This is a genomic window from Streptococcus oralis Uo5 (assembly GCF_000253155.1).
Lineage (GTDB): Bacteria > Bacillota > Bacilli > Lactobacillales > Streptococcaceae > Streptococcus > Streptococcus oralis_L.
In genome coordinates, this window is the sequence record NC_015291.1 from 164,582 (window position 1) to 186,700 (window position 22,119).

The window sequence follows — 22,119 nt, forward strand, 5'->3', positions numbered from 1 at the left end:
AATGAAAAAACTCATGATAAAACTAAAAAAAGCCCAGCTTAAAGCTTTCACTCTGGTAGAAATGTTAGTCGTCTTGCTCATCATCAGTGTTCTTCTCTTGCTCTTTGTGCCCAATTTGACCAAGCAAAAGGATGCCGTAGATGATAAAGGAAAAGCTGCTGTTGTCAAGGTCGTGGAAAGCCAGGCAGAACTCTATCGTTTAGATAAAAATGATGACGCCAGCCTCAGCAAATTACAAGCGGACGGTCGTATCACAGCTGAGCAAGCCAAAGCTTATAAAGACTACCATGCAAAACAAAAAACAAGTCAAACTGTTGCAGATTAAGGCCTTTACTATGCTGGAAAGTCTCCTTGTTTTGGGACTTGTGAGTATCCTTGCCTTGGGCTTGTCCGGTTCTGTTCAGTCCAGTTTTGCAGCGGTGGAGGAGCAGATTTTCTTTATGGAGTTTGAAGAACTCTATCGGGAAACGCAAAAACGCAGTCTAGCCAGTCAGCAAAAAACCAGCTTGAATTTAGATGGACAGACGATTAGCAATGGCAGTCAAAAGTTGACAGTTCCTAAAGGAATTCAGGCACCATCAGGACAAAGCATTATATTTGACCGAGCTGGGGGCAATTCGTCCCTGGCTAAGGTTGAATTTCAGACCAGCAAAGGAGCGATTCGCTATCAATTATATCTAGGAAATGGAAAAATTAAACGCACTAAGGAAACAAAAAATTAAGGCAGTAATCTTACTAGAAGCAGTAGTAGCTTTGGCTGTGTTTGCCAGCATTGCGACCCTCCTTTTGGGGCAAATTCAGAAAAATAGACAAGAAGAGGCAGAAATCTTGCAAAAGGAAGAAGTCTTGCGTGTGGCGAAGATGGCTCTGCAAACAGGGCAAAATCAGGTAAACATAAATGGAGTTGAGATTCAGGTATTTGCAAGTGAAAAAGGATTGGAGGTCTACCATGGTTCAGAGAAATTGCTCGATCTTAAAGAGCAGTAAGGTAAGAGCTTTTACTCTTTTAGAATCTCTGCTTGCCCTTATCGTCATTAGCGGAGGTTTGCTCCTTTTTCAAGCTATGAGTCAGCTCCTCATTTCAGAAGTTCGTTACCAGCAGCAAAGCGAGCAAAAGGAGTGGCTCTTGTTTGTGGATCAACTGGAGGCAGAGTTAGAACGTTCGCAGTTTGAAAAGGTGGAAGGCAATCGCCTCTACATGAAACAGGATGGTAAGGATATCTCTATAGGGAAGTCTAAATCGGATGATTTTCGAAAAACGGATACCAGCGGACGAGGCTATCAGCCGATGGTTTATGGACTCAAATCAGCTCAAATTACAGAGGAAAATCAATTGGTTCGCTTTCGTTTCCAATTTCAAAAGGGCTTAGAAAGGGAGTTCATCTATCGTGTGGAAAAAACAAAAAGTTAAGGCAGGCGTTCTTTTATATGCAGTCACCATGGCAGCCATTTTTAGCCTTTTGTTGCAGTTTTATCTGAACCGGCAAGTTGCCCATTATCAAGACTACGCCTTGAACAAAGAAAAGTTGGCAGCTTTTGCCATGGCCAAGCGAAGTAAAGATAAGGTTGAACAAGAAAGTGGGGAACGAGTCTTCAACTTAGGAAAAGTCAGGTATCAAAATACGAAAACAGGTTTTGCAACAAGTGTTCGTATGAATAAGGGCAACTATGAATTTCTCTTTCCTCCGATGAAAATCCAAGAAAAGAAAATAGCTAAAAAGGAAGAGGTAGCGACTGATTCAAGCAATCAAGCAGGGAAGAAAAAATCAGAAGAAAAGCCTGAAAAGAAAGCCAATTCCTAGGCAATTCAACTTCTTTGTGTTACACTAAAAGCATGAAACACGATTTTAATCACAAAGCAGAAACCTTTGATTCGCCCAAAAATATCTTTCTTGCAAACTTGGTTTGTCAGGCAGTTGAAGCACAGATTGATCTTCTATCAGACAAGAAAATACTGGACTTTGGTGGTGGGACGGGTCTGTTAGCCTTGCCCCTGGCTCAGCAGGCCAAGTCTGTTACCCTTGTGGACATCTCGGAGAAAATGCTGGAGCAAGCCCGTTTGAAAGCAGAGCAACAAGACATCAAGAATATCCAGTTTTTGGAACAGGATTTACTGGTGAATCCTTTGGAGCAACAATTTGACCTGATTGTTGTTAGTCGGGTTCTTCATCATATGCCTAATCTAGATGCGACTCTTGCCATGTTTCACTATCATCTTAGGGAGAATGGACAGGTCCTCATTGCCGATTTTGTCAAGACAGATACCAACCATCATGGCTTTGAATTGCCTGAACTGGAAACCAAACTCGACCAGTTTGGTTTTTCGAGCATTGACAGTCAGATTCTCTATAGTGCTGAAGGTCTTTTCCTAGGAAATTACGCAGAGCTCTTTTTAACTGTAGCCCAAAAATCACTCGCTCACTAAAGCAGTGATTTTTTCTCTTCAGATGGAAAAAATAGGGGAATTTTGATAAGATAGGAATATGGATTTTGAAAAAATAGAACAAGCTTATACGTATTTACTAGAGAATGTCCAAGTCATCCAAAGTGATTTAGCGACCAACTTTTATGATGCCTTGGTAGAGCAAAATAGTATCTACCTAGATGGCGAGACCGAGTTGGAGCAGGTCAAGGAGAACAATCAAGCCCTTAAGCGCTTAGCCCTTCGCAAGGAAGAGTGGCTCAAAACCTACCAGTTTCTCTTGATGAAGGCAGGGCAAACGGAGCCTTTACAGGCTAATCACCAGTTTACGCCGGATGCCATTGCCCTCCTCTTGGTACTTATTGTGGAAGAGTTGCTGAATCAAGAGGAAATTAGCATCCTCGAAATGGGTTCTGGCATGGGGATTCTGGGCGCTACTTTCTTGACTTCTCTTGCTAAAAAAGTAGATTACTTGGGAATCGAAGTGGATGACTTGCTGATTGATTTGGCAGCCAGTATGTCAGATGTGATTGGTTTACAAGCTGGTTTTGTTCAAGGAGACGCCGTTCGTCCGCAAATGCTTAAAGAAAGCGACGTGGTCATCAGCGACTTGCCTGTTGGCTATTACCCAGACGATGCCATCGCTTCGCGCTATCAAGTGTCTTCTAGTCAAGAGCATACCTATGCCCATCATTTGCTGATGGAACAAGGCCTCAAGTACCTTAAGTCAGATGGCTATGCTATTTTTCTAGCTCCGAGTGATTTATTGACCAGTCCTCAGAGTGACTTATTAAAAGGGTGGCTCAAAGACGAAGTGAGTCTGGCTGCTATCATCGCTCTGCCAGAGGATATTTTCTCAACTGCAAGCCAAGCTAAAAGTATTTTTGTCTTACAGAAGAAAAGAGACAAGGAAATGGAACCCTTTGTTTACCCTCTTACTAGCTTGCAAGATCCGTCAGTTTTGTTGACCTTTAAAGAAAATTTTCAAAATTGGAGCAAAGGTACTGAAATATAAAAGAGATTTTGTTATAATAGATGAAAACGCTTAAAAAGAGGTATCATCTTATGACAAAAACAATTGCAATCAATGCAGGAAGCTCAAGCTTGAAATGGCAACTTTATCAAATGCCTGAGGAAAAAGTTTTGGCTAAAGGCTTGATTGAACGTATTGGATTGAAAGATTCCATTTCAACAGTAAAATTTGACGGTCGTTCGGAGCAACAAATTCTTGATATTGAAGACCATACACAAGCCGTTAAAATTTTATTGGATGACTTGATTCGTTTTGACATCATCAAAGGGTACGATGAGATTACAGGTGTCGGACACCGCGTCGTTGCAGGTGGTGAATATTTCAAGGAATCAACAGTTGTTGAGGGAGATGTGTTAGAAAAAGTTGAGGAATTGGGACTCTTGGCTCCTCTTCACAATCCAGCTAACGCAGCTGGAATCCGCGCATTTAAGGAATTGCTTCCAGATATTACCAGTGTTGTCGTATTTGATACCTCATTCCACACAACCATGCCAGAAAAGGCTTATCGCTACCCTCTACCAACTAAATACTATACAGAAAACAAGGTTCGTAAATACGGTGCCCACGGGACAAGTCACCAGTTTGTCGCAGGAGAAGCAGCGAAACTTTTGGGTCGTCCTCTAGAAGACTTGAAATTGATTACCTGCCATATTGGTAACGGGGCTTCTATCACAGCTGTTAAGGGTGGGAAGTCTGTAGATACTTCTATGGGATTCACACCACTTGGCGGTGTGATGATGGGAACTCGTACAGGAGATATTGACCCTGCTATCATCCCTTATCTCATGCAATATACAGAGGACTTTAACACCCCTGAAGATATTAGTCGCGTTCTCAATCGTGAATCAGGGCTCATGGGAGTTTCTGGTCAGTCAAGCGATATGCGTGATGTGATTGCTGCTATGGAAGCAGGAGACCATGATGCGACTTTGGCTTATGAAATGTATGTTGATCGTATCCAAAAACATATCGGCCAGTACCTTGCAGTCCTAAATGGAGCAGATGCGATTATCTTCACAGCAGGGATTGGTGAAAATGCAGCTTTGGTTCGTGAGGATGTCATTTCAGGTATCTCTTGGTTTGGTTGTGATGTGGATCCAGAAAAGAACGTCTTTGGCGTAACGGGAGACATCTCAACTGACGCAGCGAAAATCCGTGTCTTGGTTATTCCAACAGATGAAGAATTGGTGATTGCACGCGATGTTGAGCGCTTGAAAAAATAAGTAAATACACGTAAAATTTGATTGTGAAAAGAAGTTGGGAAAGAGATTTTCCAGCTTTTTTTATGTAGACAATGTCTAAAACCTTGCTGTTATTGGCTTTTTCAAAAAATATGGTATAATAGTAGTAATTTAATAGATGGAGTTGAGTTTTGAAGAAAAGCTTTCGTGTAAAAAGAGAGAAAGATTTTAAGGCGATTTTCAAGGACGGAACAAGTTTTGCCAATCGAAAATTTGTTGTCTACCAATTGGAAAACCAGCAAAACCATTTTCGAGTAGGACTGTCCGTCAGCAAAAAGCTGGGGAATGCAGTTACCAGAAATCAGATCAAGAGACGAATCCGGCACATTCTACAAAGTGTAAAAGGGAGTTTAGTAGAGCATGTTGATTTTGTTGTGATTGCCCGAAAAGGGGTGGAAACCTTGGAATATGCAGAGATGGAGAAAAACCTACTCCACGTATTAAAGTTATCAAAGATTTACCAGGAAGGAAATGGGAGTGAAAAAGAAACTACAGTTGACTAGTTTTCTGGGTTTGTCCTTAGTTATCATGACAGCCTGTGCAACAAATGGTGCAGCTAGCGATATAACAGCAGACTCGACAGACTTTTGGAGCAAATTCGTCTATTTTTTTGCTGAAATTATCCGCTTTTTGTCCTTTGACATTAGTATCGGAGTGGGGATTATCCTCTTCACAATCTTGATCCGGACGATTTTATTGCCGGTCTTTCAGACACAGATGGTTGCCTCTAGAAAAATGCAAGAGGCTCAACCACGCATCAAGGCTTTGCGAGAGCAATATCCGGGTCGTGATATGGAAAGTAGAACCAAGCTAGACCAGGAGATGCGCAAGGTTTATAAAGAGTTGGGGATTAAGCATTCATCCTCTCTCTGGCCAATTTTAATACAAATGCCTGTCCTCTTGGCGCTCTTTCAAGCCTTGAGTCGAGTAGACTTTTTGAAAACAGGTCACTTTTTATGGATTAATTTGGGAGGAGTAGATACAAGTTTTGTCCTTCCGATTTTGGCGGCAGTCTTTACCTTCTTGAGTAGCTGGTTATCGAATAAAGCTTTGTCTGAAAAAAGTGGAGCTACGACAGGGATGATGTATGGTATGCCTGTATTGATCTTTGTTTTTGCTATCTCCGCCCCAAGTGGTGTAGCCTTGTACTGGGCTGTATCCAATGCTTACCAAGTTCTGCAAACCTATTTCTTGAACAATCCTTTCAAGATTATTGCTGAAAGAGAAGCAGTGGCGCAAGCAGAAAAAGATTTAGAAGGCAAGAAGAGAAGAGCCTTGAAAAAAGCACAGAAAAAGAAAAAATAAGGAGGAATCTGGTAATGGTATTATTTACAGGTTCAACGGTTGAAGAAGCAATCCAAAAAGGGTTGAAAGAATTAGACATTCCAAGAATGAAGGCCCACATCAAGGTCGTTTCGAAAGAGAAAAAAGGATTCTTAGGCTTGTTTGGTAAGAAGCCGGCTCAAGTTGATATCGAAGCGATTAGTGAAACGACAGTGATCAAAGCCAATCAGCAGGCCATTAAAGGGGTTCCAAAAGAAGTTAATGAAAAAAATGAACCCGTGAAAACAGTAAGTGAAGCAACTGTTGATTTGGGGCATGTAGTTGAAGCAATTAAGAAAATTGAAGAAGAAGGTCAAGGTGTCTCTGAAGAGGTCAAGGCTGAAATCTTGAAAAATGAAAAGCACGCCAGCACGATTTTGGAAGAAACAGGTCATATTTCAATTTTAAATGATTTGGAACCAGAGGATACTGCCGAGGAAGTGGACTCTGCTCCAGAAAAAGAAACTGAAACGCAGGAAGCAACAAGCCAATCTTTGGAAGATTTAGGCTTGAAAGTAGAACCAAGTTATGACATCGAACAAGTGGCAACTGAAGTAGCTAACTACGTTCAAACCATTGTAGATGATATGGATGTTGAAGGGACGATTTCAAGTGACTACAATCGCCGCACCATCAATCTTCAAATTGACACTAACGAACCAGGCCGTATTATCGGTTATCATGGTAAAGTTTTGAAAGCCTTGCAACTATTGGCTCAAAATTATCTTTATAACCGCTATTCAAGAACCTTCTACATCACAATCAATGTCAATGATTACGTTGAGCACCGTGCAGAAGTCTTGCAAACCTACGCTCAAAAATTGGCGACTCGCGTTTTAGAAGAAGGACGTAGCCAACAAACGGATCCAATGTCAAATAGCGAACGCAAGATTATCCATCGCATTATTTCACGCATGGATGGCGTGACGAGTTACTCTGAAGGTGACGAGCCAAATCGCTATGTTGTCGTAGATGCAGAATAAGCAAAGTAAAATCAGGTTCATCCTGATTTTTTGCTAGGAAAGGAAAGATTCAGATATGCTGAAAGCAGTTAGAGAATACCTATCATTTGCAGGAGTCCAGTACCGTAATCCTGATAAAGCTGGCGATGAAAGAGAAAAGATGTTGGCCTTGCGGCAAAAAGGTCAAGAAGCTCGGAAGTCTTTTACAGAACTGACCAAAACCTTTCAAGCAAGTCATCCAGAATGGCAACTCCAACAGACTAGTCAGTGGATGAACCAAGCGCAGCGTTTGCGACCGCATTTCTGGGTCTATCTACAGAGAGACGGACAAGTGACAGAACCTATGATGGCTCTTCGTTTGTATGGAACACCTGCTGACTTTGGGATTTCTTTGGAAGTCAGTTTCATCGAGCGCAAGAAAGACGAACAGACCTTAGACAAGCAAGCCAAGGTTTTAGAGCTTCCAGCGGTAGAAGGAATTTATTATCTAGTCTACTCAAATGGGGAAAGTCATAAGATGGAGGCTAATGAAGAAAATCGTCGTACTTTACGAGAGAAGCTGAGAAATCAGGAAGTTCGTAAAGTATTAGTCAAGTCAGATATTTCCTTCATTGCAAATCAGTCAGTAGAAGCGATATTGGAGAAGCTAGAAGACGCTTATACTCGCTTGCTCCCGTACTATGAAGTGACGAGGGAATAGAAAATCAAATGTGTTAGATGAACGCAAATTGTTTTATTGCTATTCTATGCATTTTTTCATATAATAGTAAAATAGGATGTGTGGTTCATTAATCACCTCAAAGAGAAAGGAAATTCTATGTCAAATCTATCTGTTAATGCAATTCGTTTTCTAGGTATTGACGCCATCAACAAAGCAAACTCAGGTCACCCAGGGGTGGTTATGGGGGCTGCTCCAATGGCCTATAGCCTCTTTACAAAACAACTTCGTATCAATCCAGCCCAACCAAACTGGATCAACCGCGACCGCTTTATTCTTTCAGCAGGACACGGATCTATGCTTCTCTATGCCCTTCTTCACCTTTCTGGTTTTGAAGATGTCAGCATGGATGAAATCAAGAGCTTCCGCCAATGGGGTTCCAAAACACCTGGTCACCCAGAATTTGGCCACACTGCAGGGGTTGACGCTACAACCGGTCCTCTAGGACAAGGGATTTCTACTGCCACTGGTTTTGCCCAAGCAGAACGTTTCCTTGCGGCGAAGTATAACCGTGAAGGCTTCAATATCTTTGACCACTATACTTATGTGATCTGTGGAGACGGAGACTTGATGGAAGGTGTCTCAAGTGAGGCGGCTTCATACGCAGGCTTGCAAAAACTTGACAAGTTGGTGGTTCTTTATGATTCAAATGACATCAACTTGGATGGTGAGACAAAGGATTCCTTTACAGAAAGTGTTCGTGACCGTTACAATGCCTACGGTTGGTATACAGCCTTGGTTGAAGATGGAACAGACTTGGAAGCTATCCATGCTGCTATCGAAGCTGCTAAAGCTTCAGGCAAACCATCTTTGATTGAAGTGAAGACTGTTATTGGATACGGCTCTCCAAACAAACAAGGAACTAATGCCGTACACGGTGCTCCTCTTGGAGCAGATGAAACTGCAGCGACTCGCCAAGCTCTCGGTTGGGACTATGAACCATTTGAAATTCCAGAGCAAGTTTATGCTGATTTCAAAGAAAATGTTGCAGACCGTGGCGCATCAGCTTATCAAGCTTGGACTAAATTAGTTGCTGACTATAAAGAGGCTCATCCAGAACTGGCTGCAGAAGTAGAAGCTATTATCGACGGACGTGATCCAGTTAAAGTTACTCCAGCAGACTTCCCAGCCTTAGAAAATGGATTTTCTCAAGCAACTCGTAATTCAAGCCAGGATGCTTTGAACGTTGTAGCTGCTAAATTGCCAACTTTCTTAGGTGGATCAGCTGACCTTGCTCACTCAAACATGACTTATATCAAAACGGACGGACTTCAAGACGATGCTAATCGCTTGAATCGCAATATTCAGTTTGGTGTTCGTGAATTTGCAATGGGAACGATCTTGAATGGGATGGCCCTTCACGGTGGACTTCGTGTATACGGAGGTACTTTCTTCGTCTTCTCTGACTATGTGAAAGCAGCTGTCCGTTTGTCAGCCTTACAAGGACTTCCTGTGACTTATGTCTTCACCCATGACTCTATTGCGGTTGGTGAAGATGGTCCAACTCACGAACCAGTTGAACACCTAGCAGGTCTTCGTGCTATGCCAAATCTCAATGTTTTCCGCCCAGCAGATGCGCGTGAAACTCAAGCAGCTTGGTACCTTGCCGTGACAAGCGAAAAAACACCAACTGCCCTTGTCTTGACACGTCAAAACTTGACTGTCGAAGAAGGAACAGACTTTGACAAAGTTGCGAAAGGTGCCTATGTTGTCTATGAAAATGCAGCAGACTTTGATACAATTTTGATTGCAACAGGTTCAGAGGTGAATTTGGTGGTCGCAGCTGCCAAAGAATTGGCTAGCCAAGGCGCAAAAGTCCGCGTAGTCAGCATGCCATCTACAGATGTCTTCGACGCACAAGATGCAGCTTACAAGGAAGAAATTCTTCCAAATGCAGTCCGCCGTCGTGTTGCAGTCGAAATGGGTGCAACTCAAAACTGGTACAAATATGTTGGTCTTGATGGTGCAGTTCTCGGTATTGATACCTTCGGAGCATCTGCCCCAGCACCAAAAGTATTGGCAGAGTATGGATTTACGGTAGAAAATCTAGTCAAAGTCGTTCAAAACTTGAAATAATCACAAAAATCAGAGTGAAAACTCTGATTTTTTTATCATCATAAAAACAAGGCACAACCTTGTAAAAGTAGCTGAAATTTGATATAGTAGTCCTATGTAAAATACAAAGGAGAAAATACTATGGAAAATATTAGTCCAAATTTAACATTTTTGATCATGCTTGTAGGTATGTTTGCCTTGATGTTCTTTATGCAACGTTCTCAAAAGAAACAAGCACAAAAGCGTATGGAAAGCTTGAACAAACTTCAAAAAGGATATGAAGTCATTACAATTGGTGGACTTTACGGAACAGTGGATGAAGTAGATACTGAGAAAGGTACAATCGTACTGGATGTAGATGGCGTTTATTTGACTTTTGAATTGGCTGCAATTAAGACCGTTTTGCCACTCAAAGAAGCTGTGACACCAGAAGGAACAGTTGTTGACGAAGGCGGAGCAATCGAAGAATAAAACGGGACCTGTCACTCCCGTTTTTCTATGAGACAAGAGGAAAAGGGATGAAAAAAATAGTATTTGTTTGCTTAGGAAATATTTGCCGAAGTCCCATGGCAGAGTTTGTGATGAAGTCCATGACGAGCGATTACCACATCGAGAGTCGTGCAACGTCATCATGGGAACATGGCAATCCGATTCATAAGGGAACGCAAGGAATTTTCCAGCAATATCAGATCCCGTATGACAAAGATAAAACATCGCTTCAGATTGGCAGAGAAGACTTTGAATCGTTTGATTACATTATCGGTATGGATGCTTCAAACGTTTCAGATCTGCGTCACATGTGTCCTCAGGAACTACAGTACAAAATCTACTCTTTTGCATCTGAAAGTGTCCCAGATCCTTGGTATACAGGAGATTTTGAGGAAACCTATTCTCGTATCACAAGTGGATGTCAAAGCTGGCTGGATCGATTAGAAAAAGAGAGTGACAATGGAAAAGCTTAAACAATTTTATGAGAAGTGTAGAGTTTACCTAACTCGTTCTAGGTTAGAGCTCATTGCAGTAGTTGTAATGGTACTCTGTGCTCTTTCGGTATTTCTGCTAAATACGCCTAAAAAAGGTGTCTTGACACTTGATGGTGGAGCTCTTGTTTATGATGGCACCTTGGTACGTGGGAAAATGAATGGTCAAGGAACCCTGACCTTTGAAAATGGAGACCAATATACAGGTGATTTCAATAATGGAGCCTTTAATGGGAAAGGGACTTTTCAATCAAAAGATGGCTGGAAATACGAAGGTGATTTTGTAAATGGTCAGGCTGAAGGTCAAGGGAAGTTGACGACAGAGCAAGAAGTCGTTTATGAAGGAACCTTTAAACAAGGCGTTTTCCAGCAAAAACAGTAGTCTCCAAGTTAGGAGACTATTTTCAAAGTCTGAAAAGAAAACGCTTTCTTCGCTTAAATTCGAGAACTAACTATCAACTAGAAAAAACTTTGTGAAATAAAAAAATTTTTTCCATAATTTCACAATCGTCCAGACAAAACTCTATTGCGTAGCTATATTGAGAAAAAAATCACAATCTCAGAAAAATTCTTTGTGAAATACTTATGAAACTGTTTACAAAGCATAAAAAAAGAGTTATAATAAACTTGTGAAAAAATTAACAAAGGATAACATCCTTAAAGGCTATGGAGGATAATATGGCTGATAAAAAAACAGTAACACCAGAGGAAAAACAACTTGCTGCTGAAAAGCATGTCGATGGTCTCGTGAAAAAAGCCTTGGTTGCGCTTGATGAAATGCGCAAGCTGAACCAAGAGCAAGTTGACTACATCGTGGCAAAAGCTTCGGTTGCAGCACTTGACGCGCACGGTATCCTTGCGCAACATGCAGTTGAAGAAACTGGTCGTGGGGTATTTGAAGACAAGGCGACAAAAAACCTATTTGCCTGCGAACACGTAGTGAACAATATGCGTGGAGTTAAAACAGTTGGAGTTATTGAAGATGATCCAATTACAGGTTTGACAAAGATTGCGGAACCTGTAGGGGTAATCTGTGGTGTCACTCCGACAACAAACCCAACTTCAACAGCGATTTTCAAATCACTCATTGCTTTGAAAACACGTAACCCAATCGTTTTTGCCTTCCACCCATCTGCTCAAGAATCATCAGCTCACGCAGCACAAATCGTTCGCGATGCAGCGATTGCAGCTGGCGCACCTGAGAACTGTGTGCAATGGATTACAAAGCCATCTATGGAAGCAACTGGAGCGCTAATGAACCACGAAGGTGTTGCAACTATTCTTGCAACTGGTGGGAATGCCATGGTTAAAGCTGCATACTCATGTGGAAAACCAGCTCTTGGGGTAGGTGCCGGAAACGTTCCTGCCTATGTAGAAAAATCTGCTGACCTTCGTCAAGCTGCTCATGACATCGTTATGTCTAAATCATTTGATAATGGGATGGTCTGTGCATCAGAACAAGCCGTTATCATTGATAAAGAAGTGTATGACGAATTTGTAGAAGAATTCAAATCATATCACACTTACTTTGTAAACAAAAAAGAAAAAGCCCTTCTTGAAGAATTCTGTTTCGGTGTGAAAGCTAACAGCAAAAATTGTGCAGGTGCTAAACTAAATGCAAACATCGTTGGTAAACCAGCAGCATGGATTGCTGAACAAGCAGGATTCAGCGTTCCAGAAGGAACAAATATCTTGGCTGCAGAATGTGCAGAAGTAGGACCAAAAGAACCATTGACTCGTGAGAAATTGTCACCAGTTATTGCTGTCCTAAAAGCTGAAGACACAGAAGATGGTCTTACAAAAGCTCGTCAAATGGTTGAGTTTAACGGACTTGGTCACTCAGCAGCTATCCATACAAAAGACGAAGAGCTTGCTAAACGCTTTGGTACAGAAATCAAAGCTATGCGTATTATCTGGAACTCTCCATCTACTTTCGGTGGTATTGGTGACGTTTACAATGCCTTCATCCCATCATTAACACTTGGATGTGGTTCATACGGACGCAACTCAGTTGGTGATAACGTGAGCGCTATTAACCTTCTAAACATCAAGAAAGTAGGGAAACGTAGAAATAATATGCAATGGTTTAAAGTTCCTTCAAAAATTTACTTCGAACGCAACTCTATCCAATACCTTCAAACATGTGAAGATATTGAGCGCGTTCTGATTGTTACAGACAAATCTATCGAAAAACTTGGCTTTGTTCAACGTGTTATTGATCAATTGAACGCACGTAGCAACCGTGTAACTATTCAAGTCTTCTCAGATGTTGAACCAGATCCAGACATCACAACTGTAGAACGTGGTGCTGAAGTGATGAAAGCATTTGAACCAGATACAATTATCGCTCTTGGTGGTGGTTCTCCAATGGACGCTGCGAAAGTGATGTGGCTCTTCTACGAACAACCAGAAATCGACTTCCGTGACTTGGTTCAAAAATTCATGGATATCCGTAAACGTGCCTTCCGCTTCCCATCACTTGGTAAGAAAGCGAAGTACATCGGTATCCCAACAACTTCAGGTACAGGTTCAGAAGTAACACCATTTGCCGTTATCTCTGACAAGAAAAACAACCGCAAATATCCATTGGCTGACTACTCATTGACACCAACTATTGCCATTGTTGACCCTGCTTTGGTTGAATCAGTTCCAGACTTCATCGCTGCTGATACAGGTATGGACGTCTTGACTCACGCGACTGAAGCCTACACTTCAAACTTCGCGAACGACTACACAGACGGTATTGCGCTTCAAACAATCAAACTTGTCTTTGAATGGTTGGAAAAATCAGTTAAGACAGCTGACCCAGAAGCTCGTGAGAAAATGCACAATGCGTCTACAATGGCTGGTATGGCCTTCGCCAATGCCTTCCTTGGTATGAGCCACTCAATGGCCCACAAGATCGGTGGTGTTCACCACACTGTTCACGGACGTACAAACGCAATCTTGCTTCCATACGTTATCCGTTACAACGGAACTCGTCCATCTAAGACGACTACATGGCCTAAATACAACTACTGGAAAGCTGATGAGAAATTCCAAGACATCGCGAAAATGCTTGGCTTGCCTCACTCAACTCCAGAAGAAGCAGTTGAAGCATACGCTAAAGCTGTTTACGAACTTGGTGTTGCAGTAGGTATCAAGATGAACTTCAAGGATCAAGGAATTGATGAAAAAGCTTGGAAAGACAGCTTGCATGAAATTGCCTTGCTTGCTTATGAAGATCAATGTTCACCTGCTAACCCACGCTTGCCAATGGTAGCTGACATGGAAGAAATCATGGCAGATGCTTACTATGGTTATGCAGAACGACCAGGACGTCGTAAATAATCGTTTATCAGCCTAGAGACAGGAGTTATCCTGTCTCTTTTTTTGTAAACTCTTAAAGAGTTGAAATTGGGGTTTCACCTTGATAATGAAGAGAATATGCAGATATTATAAAAGATTCTAGAGATATGCTTTGGAAATAAAAGAATGGATGAATAAAAAGGGGGAAGAAAAAGTAGAAAAGCAGGAGAGAAAATCAACGCCCGTACTTGCAATTAAACTCAAATAGTTATATAATAGGTTTGTTGAAAGGTGATTTGTAGTGATTCAAGTTACTCTTTTCACAATAAAATTTTCATGATTTTCATAAGGAGGAAATCACTAATGGTAGTTAAAGTTGGTATTAACGGTTTCGGACGTATCGGTCGTCTTGCTTTCCGCCGTATCCAAAACGTAGAAGGTGTTGAAGTTACTCGCATCAACGACCTTACAGATCCAGTTATGCTTGCACACTTGTTGAAATACGACACAACTCAAGGTCGTTTCGACGGTACTGTAGAAGTTAAAGAAGGTGGATTCGAAGTTAACGGTAAATTCGTTAAAGTTTCTGCTGAACGTGATCCAGAACAAATCGACTGGGCTACTGACGGTGTAGAAATCGTTCTTGAAGCAACTGGTTTCTTTGCTAAGAAAGATGCAGCTGAAAAACACCTTAAAGGTGGAGCTAAGAAAGTTGTTATCACTGCTCCTGGTGGAAACGATGTTAAAACAATCGTATTCAACACTAACCACGACGTTCTTGACGGTACTGAAACAGTTATCTCAGGTGCTTCATGTACTACAAACTGCTTGGCTCCAATGGCTAAAGCTCTTCAAGACAACTTCGGTGTTGTAGAAGGATTGATGACTACTATCCACGCTTACACTGGTGACCAAATGATCCTTGACGGACCACACCGTGGTGGTGACCTTCGCCGTGCTCGCGCTGGTGCTGCAAACATCGTTCCTAACTCAACTGGTGCTGCTAAAGCTATCGGTCTTGTAATCCCAGAATTGAACGGTAAACTTGACGGATCTGCACAACGTGTTCCAACTCCAACTGGATCAGTTACTGAATTGGTAGCAGTTCTTGAAAAGAACGTTACTGTTGATGAAGTAAACGCAGCTATGAAAGCAGCTTCAAACGAATCATACGGTTACACAGAAGATCCAATCGTATCTTCAGATATCGTAGGTATGTCTTACGGTTCATTGTTTGACGCAACTCAAACTAAAGTTCTTGACGTTGACGGTAAACAATTGGTTAAAGTTGTATCATGGTACGACAACGAAATGTCATACACTGCACAACTTGTACGTACTCTTGAATACTTTGCAAAAATCGCTAAATAATTCTTGAGTTGATAAAAGCAAGGCCTTCTGGTCTTGCTTTTTTGTATAGAAAAATGGATGATAGTGTCATCCATTTTGTTTTAATTTTGTTTCGAAAGTATCCGAGAGGGCAGTGAAACTCAATTGTTCTAAGGTGAGTGGATGAGTAAAGGAAAGTCGAAAGGCATGAAGCATGAGCCTGCTTACTTTTGAACTAGAGTTATAGAGAGGATCGCCCAGAATAGGGTGGTTATGATGAGAGAGGTGAATACGGATTTGATGTGTTCGACCGGTCTTTAGTTTACAACGGACAAGGGTAGTCTGATTTGGGAATTGCTTTAATCTGCTTACATGTGTTTCAGCATATTGTCCATGTTTTGCATCAACTATTCTTTTTCTACGATCGTGTCGATCACGACCAATTTTATCTCGAAAGACAAGTTCTTTACTCTCTACTCGCCCTTCTATAAGTGCCCAGTACTCACGAGCGATTTCCTTTTTTTCCAACAAACGATTGAGGATGGGTAAGATAAAAGGATTTTTAGCAAAAAGCACTAAACCGCTTGTTTCCATATCCAGGCGATGAACGACATAGCAGGTTTGACCAACGTAGGCAGAGACATGGTTGAGAAGGGCAATTTCACCAGGTTGATTTCCGTGAGTTTTCATGCCTTCGGGCTTGTTGACGATAATGAGATGTTGGTCTTGGTAAATCTCTTGAACGAGGTCTGGATTGCCCCAAAGGATTTCTTTTTTGGGATAATCTTCCTCGTCAAAAGTCAACTGACAAATATCCCCTGGCTTGACCATCTCGTTCCAGTGAACTTGTTTGTGGTTCATTAAGATGTTCTTCTTTATTCTCAAAAAATGGCGGATTTTTCTAGGGATGAGGAGTTGTTCCTCTAGAAATTGTTTGACCGTCATTTGAGGCAAGGATTCGGGTAATGTAAATGTGAATTGCATACAGATATTGTAACAAAAAAAGCCCTATTTGGATAGGGAGTAGCTAAATTCTTGAGTTCCTATGGTGAAGATGATAAAATAAACGCATGAAATTAGATAAATTATTTGAGAAGTTTCTTTCTCTCTTTAAAAAAGAAACGAATGAATCAGCAGAGTCTGATTCGACTAGCATGCGTCGTTCACGGAGCGATAGAAAAAAATTAGGCCATGTAGGTCCGATTCGGAAATTCTGGCGTCGTTATCATCTGACAAAAATCGTCATCATTTTAGGGTTAAGTGCAGGTTTGATAGTAGGAACCTACCTATTTGCGATAGCCAAGTCTACCAATGTCAATGATTTGCAAAATGCCTTGAAAACGCGAACTCTGATTTTTGATCGCGAAGAAAAAGAGGCAGGAGCCCTGTCGGGTCAAAAGGGAACCTATGTTGAACTGACAGATATCAGTAAAGACTTGCAAAATGCTGTCGTCGCGACAGAGGACCGTTCCTTCTATAAAAATGATGGAATTAACTACGGTCGTTTCTTTCTAGCTATCCTTACAGCAGGTCGTTCTGGAGGGGGATCCACCATCACTCAACAGTTGGCAAAAAATGCTTATCTTTCTCAGGATCAGACCGTTGAACGGAAGGCCAAGGAGTTTTTCCTTGCCTTAGAGTTGACCAAGAAATACAGCAAGGAGCAAATCCTTACTATGTACCTCAATAACGCCTACTTTGGAAATGGGGTATGGGGTGTTGAAGATGCAAGTAAGAAATATTTCGGTGTATCGGCTTCACAACTAACGCTTGATCAGGCGGCCACTCTAGCAGGGATGCTCAAGGGACCAGAATTGTATAATCCATTAAATTCTGTTGAAACTTCGACCAACCGTAGGGATACTGTTTTGCAAAATATGGTTGCAGCGGGCTATATTGATAAAAAGCAAGAGACCGAAGCGGCTGGAGTAGATATGGCTTCTCAACTGCAAGATAAGTATGAAGGCAAAGTTTCGGATTATCGTTACCCGTCCTATTTTGATGCAGTTGTCAACGAAGCGGTTTCCAAGTACAATATCACAGAAGAAGAGATTGTTAACAACGGCTATCGAATCTACACAGAGCTTGACCAAAACTACCAAGCAAACATGCAGGTTATTTATGAAAACACTGCGCTATTTCCAATAGCAGAAGACGGAACGCATGCCGAATCAGGTAGTGTTGCTCTAGAACCCAAGACTGGTGGAGTGCGTGGAGTTGTTGGTCGTGTAGCTGGTGATGACAAACCAGGCTTTCGCAATTTCAACTATGCCACTCAGTCTAAGCGTAGCCCAGGCTCAACCATTAAACCTTTAGTCGTTTATACACCCGCAGTAGAAGCAGGGTGGGCCTTGAACAAGCAACTGGATAATCATACGATGCAGTACAACAGTTATCAAGTAGATAACTATGCAGGTATTAAGACATCTCCAGAAGTACCTATGTATCAGGCTTTGGCGGAATCACTCAACCTACCAGCTGTTGCGACAGTAAATGAATTAGGTATTGACAAAGCTTTTGACGCTGGGGAGAGATTTGGCCTAAATATGGAAAAAGTTGACCGAGTTCTTGGAGTTGCTCTTGGTGGAGGTGTGGAGACGAATCCTCTCCAGATGGCGCAAGCCTATGCAGCCTTTGCCAATGGAGGTCTAATGCCTGAAGCACATTTCATCACTCGTATTGAAAATGCCAGCGGTCAGGTCATCAAGAGTCATAAAAATTCTCAAAAACGAGTGATTGATAAGTCTGTAGCTGATAAAATGACCAGCATGATGCTAGGAACATTTACCAATGGTACAGGAATTAGTTCGTCACCAGCAGATTATGTTATGGCTGGTAAAACAGGTACGACTGAAGCTGTTTTCAACCCAGAATATACCAGTGACCAGTGGGTGATCGGCTATACTCCAGATGTGGTCATCAGCCACTGGCTCGGCTTCCCAACAACAGATGAGAACCATTATCTAGCAGGTTCGACCTCAAATGGAGCAGCCCATGTCTTTAGAAGTATGGCTAATACCATTTTGCCTTACACTCCAGGTAGCACTTTTACAGTTGAGAATGCTTATAAACAAAATGGGATTGAACCAGAAAATACGAAAAAGCAGGTTGTTGAAAATGAGACAAACCAGTCTGAGGACCCGATAGGAGATATTCGTAGTCGTGCACAAAATCTTGTAGATGAAGCAGGCCGTGCGATTTCAGAAGCTAAGATAAAAGAAAAAGCCCAGACAATATGGGACTCAATCCTTAATCTATTTCGTTAAGAGGCTTGTCAAAGCCTAGGTTTCTTGTTATAATAGATAAGATGGAGGCGTTATGGCACTAAAAAAAGCAAGCCTAGCTTGTGCAGTTTGTGGTTCAAGGAATTACTCAATCAAAATTAGTGGGAACCCCAAGCCAACACGACTAGAAGTAAATAAATTTTGTAAACATTGTGGAAAATATACGACACATAGAGAAACGAGATAGGAGAGAACGATGGGTTTTATTAAGGATATTTTTAAACTTCTTAAAGAAACAACTTGGCCAACTCGCAAAGAAAGCTGGAGAGATTTTCGCTCTATTATGGAATACACAGCCTTCTTTGTGGTCATCATTTACATTTTTGACCAGTTGATTGTATCAGGTTTGATTCGATTTATTAACATTTTTTAGAAGAAAAGTGGAGAACTTCTGCTAGCTTTCTTCTATATATGTATGAAAGGAAATATCATGGATAGTTTTGACAAGGGATGGTTTGTTCTACAAACTTATTCTGGCTATGAAAATAAGGTAAAAGAAAATCTATTGCAACGTGCGCAAACGTATAACATGTTGGATAATATTCTACGCGTTGAGATTCCAACACAAACCGTGCAAGTTGAGAAAAATGGAAAGAAAAAGGAAGTTGAAGAGAATCGCTTTCCAGGTTATGTCCTTGTAGAAATGGTCATGACTGATGAAGCATGGTTCGTCGTTCGAAACACACCTAACGTAACAGGATTCGTCGGCTCACACGGTAACAGATCAAAACCAACTCCACTTTTGGAACAAGAAATCCGTGATATTCTGGTTTCAATGGGACAAACTGTTCAAGAGTTTGATATTGATGTTGAAGTTGGCCAGACAGTCCGCATCATTGATGGCGCTTTTGCAGACTACACAGGTAAAATTACTGAAATTGATAACAACAAAGTGAAGATGATTATCTCTATGTTTGGTAATGATACGATTGCAGAAGTGAATCTCAACCAAATTGCAGAATTATAACCCCAGAGAGGCTTTGCCTCTCTTTTTATGTGCCGTTGAGGGAGGAAGAAGTATAGAATAGAGGAAGTAGACCCAGTGGCTCGCACATTTTGCTAAACTAAATGCAGAAAGGAGAGGTCTATGAATCTAAAAGATTTATATGAAGAAAGTAAGGGAATCGTCCATAAGTGTCGCAAAGATTATCATTTGCATCTGTGGGAGAAAGAGGACTGGAATCAGGAAGGCATGTTATGTCTGTATGAGCTGGTGAGTTGCAACCCAGAGTTACTAGAGGGGGAGCGCCATCGACTTTATGTCTGCTTTAAAACAAAGTTTAGAAATCGTATCCTAGATTACATCCGTAAACAGGAAAGCCACAAGCGCCGTTTTGACAAAGAACCCTATGAAGAGGTGAGTGAGATTAGCCATCGTCTAGGAGAGAAAGGACTCAGGCTGGACGATTATTATCTCTTTCACGAACTTCTAAAGAATTACAAATCAAAGCAGAGTATGGAAAAACAAGAATTAATAGACCGTCTAATGGGAGGAGAAGTCTTTAGAGGACGTAAAGCTCTCCTGAGAGAACTTTCCCTTATCTTTTCAGAATTTCGATAAAGAGAAAAAAAGTCCTTGACAAAGGCGGAAAAGTAGGTATAATAGAAAGAGTTGAAAAGCTCAAGGTCCGTTGGTCAAGGGGTTAAGACACCGCCTTTTCACGGCGGTAACACGGGTTCGAATCCCGTACGGACTATGGGTGTATTGTGGTTAAAAAAACTTGAAAAAAGTTTAAAAAATCTGTTGACAGAGACAGATGGCTGTGATATACTAATATAGTTGTCGCTCGAGAGAGAATGAGAGGCAAAGACCTTTGAAAACTGAACAAGACGAACCAATGTGCAGGGCACTATAACTGAGGTTATAGTACTGAACAATGAAAAAAACAATAAATCTGTCAGTGACAGAAATGAGTGAGAACTCAAACTTTTAATGAGAGTTTGATCCTGGCTCAGGACGAACGCTGGCGGCGTGCCTAATACATGCAAGTAGAACGCTGAAGGAGGAGCTTGCTTCTCTGGATGAGTTGCGAACGGGTGAGTAACGCGTAGGTAACCTGCCTGGTAGCGGGGGATAACTATTGGAAACGATAGCTAATACCGCATAAGAGTAGATGTTGCATGACATTTGCTTAAAAGGTGCAATTGCATCACTACCAGATGGACCTGCGTTGTATTAGCTAGTTGGTGAGGTAACGGCTCACCAAGGCAACGATACATAGCCGACCTGAGAGGGTGATCGGCCACACTGGGACTGAGACACGGCCCAGACTCCTACGGGAGGCAGCAGTAGGGAATCTTCGGCAATGGACGGAAGTCTGACCGAGCAACGCCGCGTGAGTGAAGAAGGTTTTCGGATCGTAAAGCTCTGTTGTAAGAGAAGAACGAGTGTGAGAGTGGAAAGTTCACACTGTGACGGTATCTTACCAGAAAGGGACGGCTAACTACGTGCCAGCAGCCGCGGTAATACGTAGGTCCCGAGCGTTGTCCGGATTTATTGGGCGTAAAGCGAGCGCAGGCGGTTAGATAAGTCTGAAGTTAAAGGCTGTGGCTTAACCATAGTACGCTTTGGAAACTGTTTAACTTGAGTGCAAGAGGGGAGAGTGGAATTCCATGTGTAGCGGTGAAATGCGTAGATATATGGAGGAACACCGGTGGCGAAAGCGGCTCTCTGGCTTGTAACTGACGCTGAGGCTCGAAAGCGTGGGGAGCAAACAGGATTAGATACCCTGGTAGTCCACGCCGTAAACGATGAGTGCTAGGTGTTAGACCCTTTCCGGGGTTTAGTGCCGCAGCTAACGCATTAAGCACTCCGCCTGGGGAGTACGACCGCAAGGTTGAAACTCAAAGGAATTGACGGGGGCCCGCACAAGCGGTGGAGCATGTGGTTTAATTCGAAGCAACGCGAAGAACCTTACCAGGTCTTGACATCCCTCTGACCGCTCTAGAGATAGAGTTTTCCTTCGGGACAGAGGTGACAGGTGGTGCATGGTTGTCGTCAGCTCGTGTCGTGAGATGTTGGGTTAAGTCCCGCAACGAGCGCAACCCCTATTGTTAGTTGCCATCATTTAGTTGGGCACTCTAGCGAGACTGCCGGTAATAAACCGGAGGAAGGTGGGGATGACGTCAAATCATCATGCCCCTTATGACCTGGGCTACACACGTGCTACAATGGCTGGTACAACGAGTCGCAAGCCGGTGACGGCAAGCTAATCTCTTAAAGCCAGTCTCAGTTCGGATTGTAGGCTGCAACTCGCCTACATGAAGTCGGAATCGCTAGTAATCGCGGATCAGCACGCCGCGGTGAATACGTTCCCGGGCCTTGTACACACCGCCCGTCACACCACGAGAGTTTGTAACACCCGAAGTCGGTGAGGTAACCATTTGGAGCCAGCCGCCTAAGGTGGGATAGATGATTGGGGTGAAGTCGTAACAAGGTAGCCGTATCGGAAGGTGCGGCTGGATCACCTCCTTTCTAAGGATA

The 22,119-nt window shown here is 42.2% G+C and carries 24 protein-coding genes, 1 tRNA gene and 1 rRNA gene; 25 read left to right on the top strand and 1 reads right to left on the bottom strand.

Annotation, left to right across the window (positions count from 1 at the left end; translation table 11 throughout):
• Position 1: 1 nt before the first annotated feature.
• The 18 genes from comGC to gap all read left to right on the top strand — a co-directional run bounded on the left by comGC (position 2) and on the right by gap (position 15,393).
• Complete coding sequence (comGC, locus tag SOR_RS00840; protein WP_000735753.1) at positions 2–325, top strand: competence type IV pilus major pilin ComGC; 324 nt, start codon at positions 2–4, stop codon at positions 323–325.
• Positions 288–722 (top strand): competence type IV pilus minor pilin ComGD, encoded by a 435-nt coding sequence (gene comGD / locus SOR_RS00845; RefSeq protein ID WP_001180057.1) that lies wholly within the window; start codon positions 288–290, stop codon positions 720–722. Before comGC ends, comGD begins: the two co-directional genes overlap by 38 nt.
• A complete protein-coding gene (gene comGE / locus SOR_RS00850) occupies positions 685–987 on the top strand; it encodes a competence type IV pilus minor pilin ComGE (protein WP_000413375.1) in 303 nt (100 codons plus the stop codon). The genes comGD and comGE overlap by 38 nt, the downstream gene beginning before the upstream one ends.
• On the top strand, positions 950–1,411 hold the full coding sequence (comGF, locus tag SOR_RS00855) for a competence type IV pilus minor pilin ComGF (RefSeq protein ID WP_000250703.1): 462 nt from the start codon (positions 950–952) through the stop codon (positions 1,409–1,411). The genes comGE and comGF overlap by 38 nt, the downstream gene beginning before the upstream one ends.
• A complete protein-coding gene (comGG, locus tag SOR_RS00860) occupies positions 1,389–1,802 on the top strand; it encodes a competence type IV pilus minor pilin ComGG (protein ID WP_000265656.1) in 414 nt (137 codons plus the stop codon). Before comGF ends, comGG begins: the two co-directional genes overlap by 23 nt.
• A 32-nt stretch (positions 1,803–1,834) precedes the next feature.
• On the top strand, positions 1,835–2,425 hold the full coding sequence (locus SOR_RS00865) for a class I SAM-dependent methyltransferase (RefSeq protein WP_000679766.1): 591 nt from the start codon (positions 1,835–1,837) through the stop codon (positions 2,423–2,425).
• 58 nt (positions 2,426–2,483) lie between these two features.
• Complete coding sequence (locus SOR_RS00870) at positions 2,484–3,437, top strand: class I SAM-dependent methyltransferase (RefSeq protein WP_000345112.1); 954 nt, start codon at positions 2,484–2,486, stop codon at positions 3,435–3,437.
• A gap of 50 nt (positions 3,438–3,487) precedes the next feature.
• Positions 3,488–4,678, top strand: a complete 1,191-nt coding sequence (locus SOR_RS00875; RefSeq protein WP_000167792.1) for an acetate kinase — start codon at positions 3,488–3,490, stop codon at positions 4,676–4,678.
• A gap of 149 nt (positions 4,679–4,827) precedes the next feature.
• Positions 4,828–5,199, top strand: a complete 372-nt coding sequence (gene rnpA, locus SOR_RS00880; protein ID WP_000748120.1) for a ribonuclease P protein component — start codon at positions 4,828–4,830, stop codon at positions 5,197–5,199.
• A complete protein-coding gene (locus tag SOR_RS00885; protein WP_332370225.1) occupies positions 5,174–6,001 on the top strand; it encodes a membrane protein insertase YidC in 828 nt (275 codons plus the stop codon). The genes rnpA and SOR_RS00885 overlap by 26 nt, the downstream gene beginning before the upstream one ends.
• 14 nt (positions 6,002–6,015) lie before the next feature.
• The gene (gene jag, locus SOR_RS00890; protein ID WP_000242584.1) at positions 6,016–7,002 is read left to right on the top strand and encodes an RNA-binding cell elongation regulator Jag/EloR; all 987 of its coding nucleotides are present in this window, start codon (positions 6,016–6,018) and stop codon (positions 7,000–7,002) included.
• A gap of 55 nt (positions 7,003–7,057) precedes the next feature.
• Positions 7,058–7,681 (top strand): hypothetical protein, encoded by a 624-nt coding sequence (locus SOR_RS00895; RefSeq protein ID WP_000910057.1) that lies wholly within the window; start codon positions 7,058–7,060, stop codon positions 7,679–7,681.
• A 117-nt stretch (positions 7,682–7,798) separates the two neighbouring features.
• The gene (gene tkt, locus SOR_RS00900; protein ID WP_000067897.1) at positions 7,799–9,775 is read left to right on the top strand and encodes a transketolase; all 1,977 of its coding nucleotides are present in this window, start codon (positions 7,799–7,801) and stop codon (positions 9,773–9,775) included.
• Positions 9,776–9,904: 129 nt separating this feature from the next.
• On the top strand, positions 9,905–10,225 hold the full coding sequence (gene yajC / locus SOR_RS00905) for a preprotein translocase subunit YajC (protein WP_025168800.1): 321 nt from the start codon (positions 9,905–9,907) through the stop codon (positions 10,223–10,225).
• A gap of 47 nt (positions 10,226–10,272) precedes the next feature.
• Positions 10,273–10,716: a low molecular weight protein-tyrosine-phosphatase gene (locus tag SOR_RS00910; RefSeq protein ID WP_000724852.1), complete on the top strand. Its 444-nt coding sequence runs from the start codon at positions 10,273–10,275 to the stop codon at positions 10,714–10,716.
• Positions 10,703–11,116 (top strand): MORN repeat-containing protein, encoded by a 414-nt coding sequence (locus SOR_RS00915; protein ID WP_000413195.1) that lies wholly within the window; start codon positions 10,703–10,705, stop codon positions 11,114–11,116. The genes SOR_RS00910 and SOR_RS00915 overlap by 14 nt, the downstream gene beginning before the upstream one ends.
• A gap of 296 nt (positions 11,117–11,412) precedes the next feature.
• Positions 11,413–14,064: a bifunctional acetaldehyde-CoA/alcohol dehydrogenase gene (gene adhE / locus SOR_RS00920; protein WP_000764000.1), complete on the top strand. Its 2,652-nt coding sequence runs from the start codon at positions 11,413–11,415 to the stop codon at positions 14,062–14,064.
• Between the two features lie 321 nt (positions 14,065–14,385).
• Positions 14,386–15,393 (top strand): type I glyceraldehyde-3-phosphate dehydrogenase, encoded by a 1,008-nt coding sequence (gene gap, locus SOR_RS00925; protein WP_000260679.1) that lies wholly within the window; start codon positions 14,386–14,388, stop codon positions 15,391–15,393.
• Positions 15,394–15,459: 66 nt separating this feature from the next.
• On the opposite strand, the gene SOR_RS00930 is transcribed toward gap, so the two are convergent.
• The gene (locus SOR_RS00930) at positions 15,460–16,335 is read right to left on the bottom strand and encodes an RluA family pseudouridine synthase (RefSeq protein ID WP_013670154.1); all 876 of its coding nucleotides are present in this window, start codon (positions 16,333–16,335) and stop codon (positions 15,460–15,462) included.
• Between the two features lie 86 nt (positions 16,336–16,421).
• On the opposite strand from SOR_RS00930, the gene pbp2a reads away from it, so the two are divergent.
• The 7 genes from pbp2a to SOR_RS00965 all read left to right on the top strand — a co-directional run bounded on the left by pbp2a (position 16,422) and on the right by SOR_RS00965 (position 22,110).
• Positions 16,422–18,617: a penicillin-binding protein PBP2A gene (gene pbp2a, locus SOR_RS00935; RefSeq protein ID WP_000762588.1), complete on the top strand. Its 2,196-nt coding sequence runs from the start codon at positions 16,422–16,424 to the stop codon at positions 18,615–18,617.
• A 52-nt stretch (positions 18,618–18,669) separates the two neighbouring features.
• Positions 18,670–18,822 carry a 50S ribosomal protein L33 gene (gene rpmG / locus SOR_RS00940; protein WP_001809375.1) on the top strand — a complete coding sequence of 51 codons (153 nt, stop codon included), beginning with the start codon at positions 18,670–18,672 and terminating at the stop codon, positions 18,820–18,822.
• 9 nt (positions 18,823–18,831) lie between these two features.
• Positions 18,832–19,008, top strand: coding sequence for a preprotein translocase subunit SecE (gene secE, locus SOR_RS00945; RefSeq protein ID WP_000505776.1), 177 nt, complete (start codon positions 18,832–18,834; stop codon positions 19,006–19,008).
• 57 nt (positions 19,009–19,065) lie between these two features.
• The gene (nusG, locus tag SOR_RS00950; RefSeq protein WP_000376732.1) at positions 19,066–19,602 is read left to right on the top strand and encodes a transcription termination/antitermination protein NusG; all 537 of its coding nucleotides are present in this window, start codon (positions 19,066–19,068) and stop codon (positions 19,600–19,602) included.
• Positions 19,603–19,722: 120 nt separating this feature from the next.
• Complete coding sequence (locus SOR_RS00955) at positions 19,723–20,196, top strand: hypothetical protein (protein WP_001049309.1); 474 nt, start codon at positions 19,723–19,725, stop codon at positions 20,194–20,196.
• Between the two features lie 64 nt (positions 20,197–20,260).
• Positions 20,261–20,332, top strand: a tRNA-Glu gene (locus tag SOR_RS00960).
• Between the two features lie 232 nt (positions 20,333–20,564).
• Positions 20,565–22,110, top strand: a 16S ribosomal RNA gene (locus SOR_RS00965).
• The last annotated feature ends 9 nt before the right edge of the window (positions 22,111–22,119 follow it).

Coding starts and splice junctions, on each gene's coding strand:
- SOR_RS00870 (WP_000345112.1), top strand. CDS start 2,484: ATGGATTTTGAAAAAATAGAACAAGCTTATACGTATTTACTAGAGAAT.
- SOR_RS00915 (WP_000413195.1), top strand. CDS start 10,703: ATGGAAAAGCTTAAACAATTTTATGAGAAGTGTAGAGTTTACCTAACT.
- SOR_RS00910 (WP_000724852.1), top strand. CDS start 10,273: ATGAAAAAAATAGTATTTGTTTGCTTAGGAAATATTTGCCGAAGTCCC.
- comGD (WP_001180057.1), top strand. CDS start 288: ATGCAAAACAAAAAACAAGTCAAACTGTTGCAGATTAAGGCCTTTACT.
- secE (WP_000505776.1), top strand. CDS start 18,832: ATGGGTTTTATTAAGGATATTTTTAAACTTCTTAAAGAAACAACTTGG.
- comGC (WP_000735753.1), top strand. CDS start 2: ATGAAAAAACTCATGATAAAACTAAAAAAAGCCCAGCTTAAAGCTTTC.
- gap (WP_000260679.1), top strand. CDS start 14,386: ATGGTAGTTAAAGTTGGTATTAACGGTTTCGGACGTATCGGTCGTCTT.
- SOR_RS00955 (WP_001049309.1), top strand. CDS start 19,723: ATGAATCTAAAAGATTTATATGAAGAAAGTAAGGGAATCGTCCATAAG.
- comGF (WP_000250703.1), top strand. CDS start 950: ATGGTTCAGAGAAATTGCTCGATCTTAAAGAGCAGTAAGGTAAGAGCT.
- SOR_RS00895 (WP_000910057.1), top strand. CDS start 7,058: ATGCTGAAAGCAGTTAGAGAATACCTATCATTTGCAGGAGTCCAGTAC.
- rpmG (WP_001809375.1), top strand. CDS start 18,670: ATGGCACTAAAAAAAGCAAGCCTAGCTTGTGCAGTTTGTGGTTCAAGG.
- SOR_RS00875 (WP_000167792.1), top strand. CDS start 3,488: ATGACAAAAACAATTGCAATCAATGCAGGAAGCTCAAGCTTGAAATGG.
- nusG (WP_000376732.1), top strand. CDS start 19,066: ATGGATAGTTTTGACAAGGGATGGTTTGTTCTACAAACTTATTCTGGC.
- comGE (WP_000413375.1), top strand. CDS start 685: ATGGAAAAATTAAACGCACTAAGGAAACAAAAAATTAAGGCAGTAATC.
- pbp2a (WP_000762588.1), top strand. CDS start 16,422: ATGAAATTAGATAAATTATTTGAGAAGTTTCTTTCTCTCTTTAAAAAA.
- tkt (WP_000067897.1), top strand. CDS start 7,799: ATGTCAAATCTATCTGTTAATGCAATTCGTTTTCTAGGTATTGACGCC.
- adhE (WP_000764000.1), top strand. CDS start 11,413: ATGGCTGATAAAAAAACAGTAACACCAGAGGAAAAACAACTTGCTGCT.
- jag (WP_000242584.1), top strand. CDS start 6,016: ATGGTATTATTTACAGGTTCAACGGTTGAAGAAGCAATCCAAAAAGGG.
- SOR_RS00865 (WP_000679766.1), top strand. CDS start 1,835: ATGAAACACGATTTTAATCACAAAGCAGAAACCTTTGATTCGCCCAAA.
- SOR_RS00930 (WP_013670154.1), bottom strand. CDS start 16,335: ATGCAATTCACATTTACATTACCCGAATCCTTGCCTCAAATGACGGTC.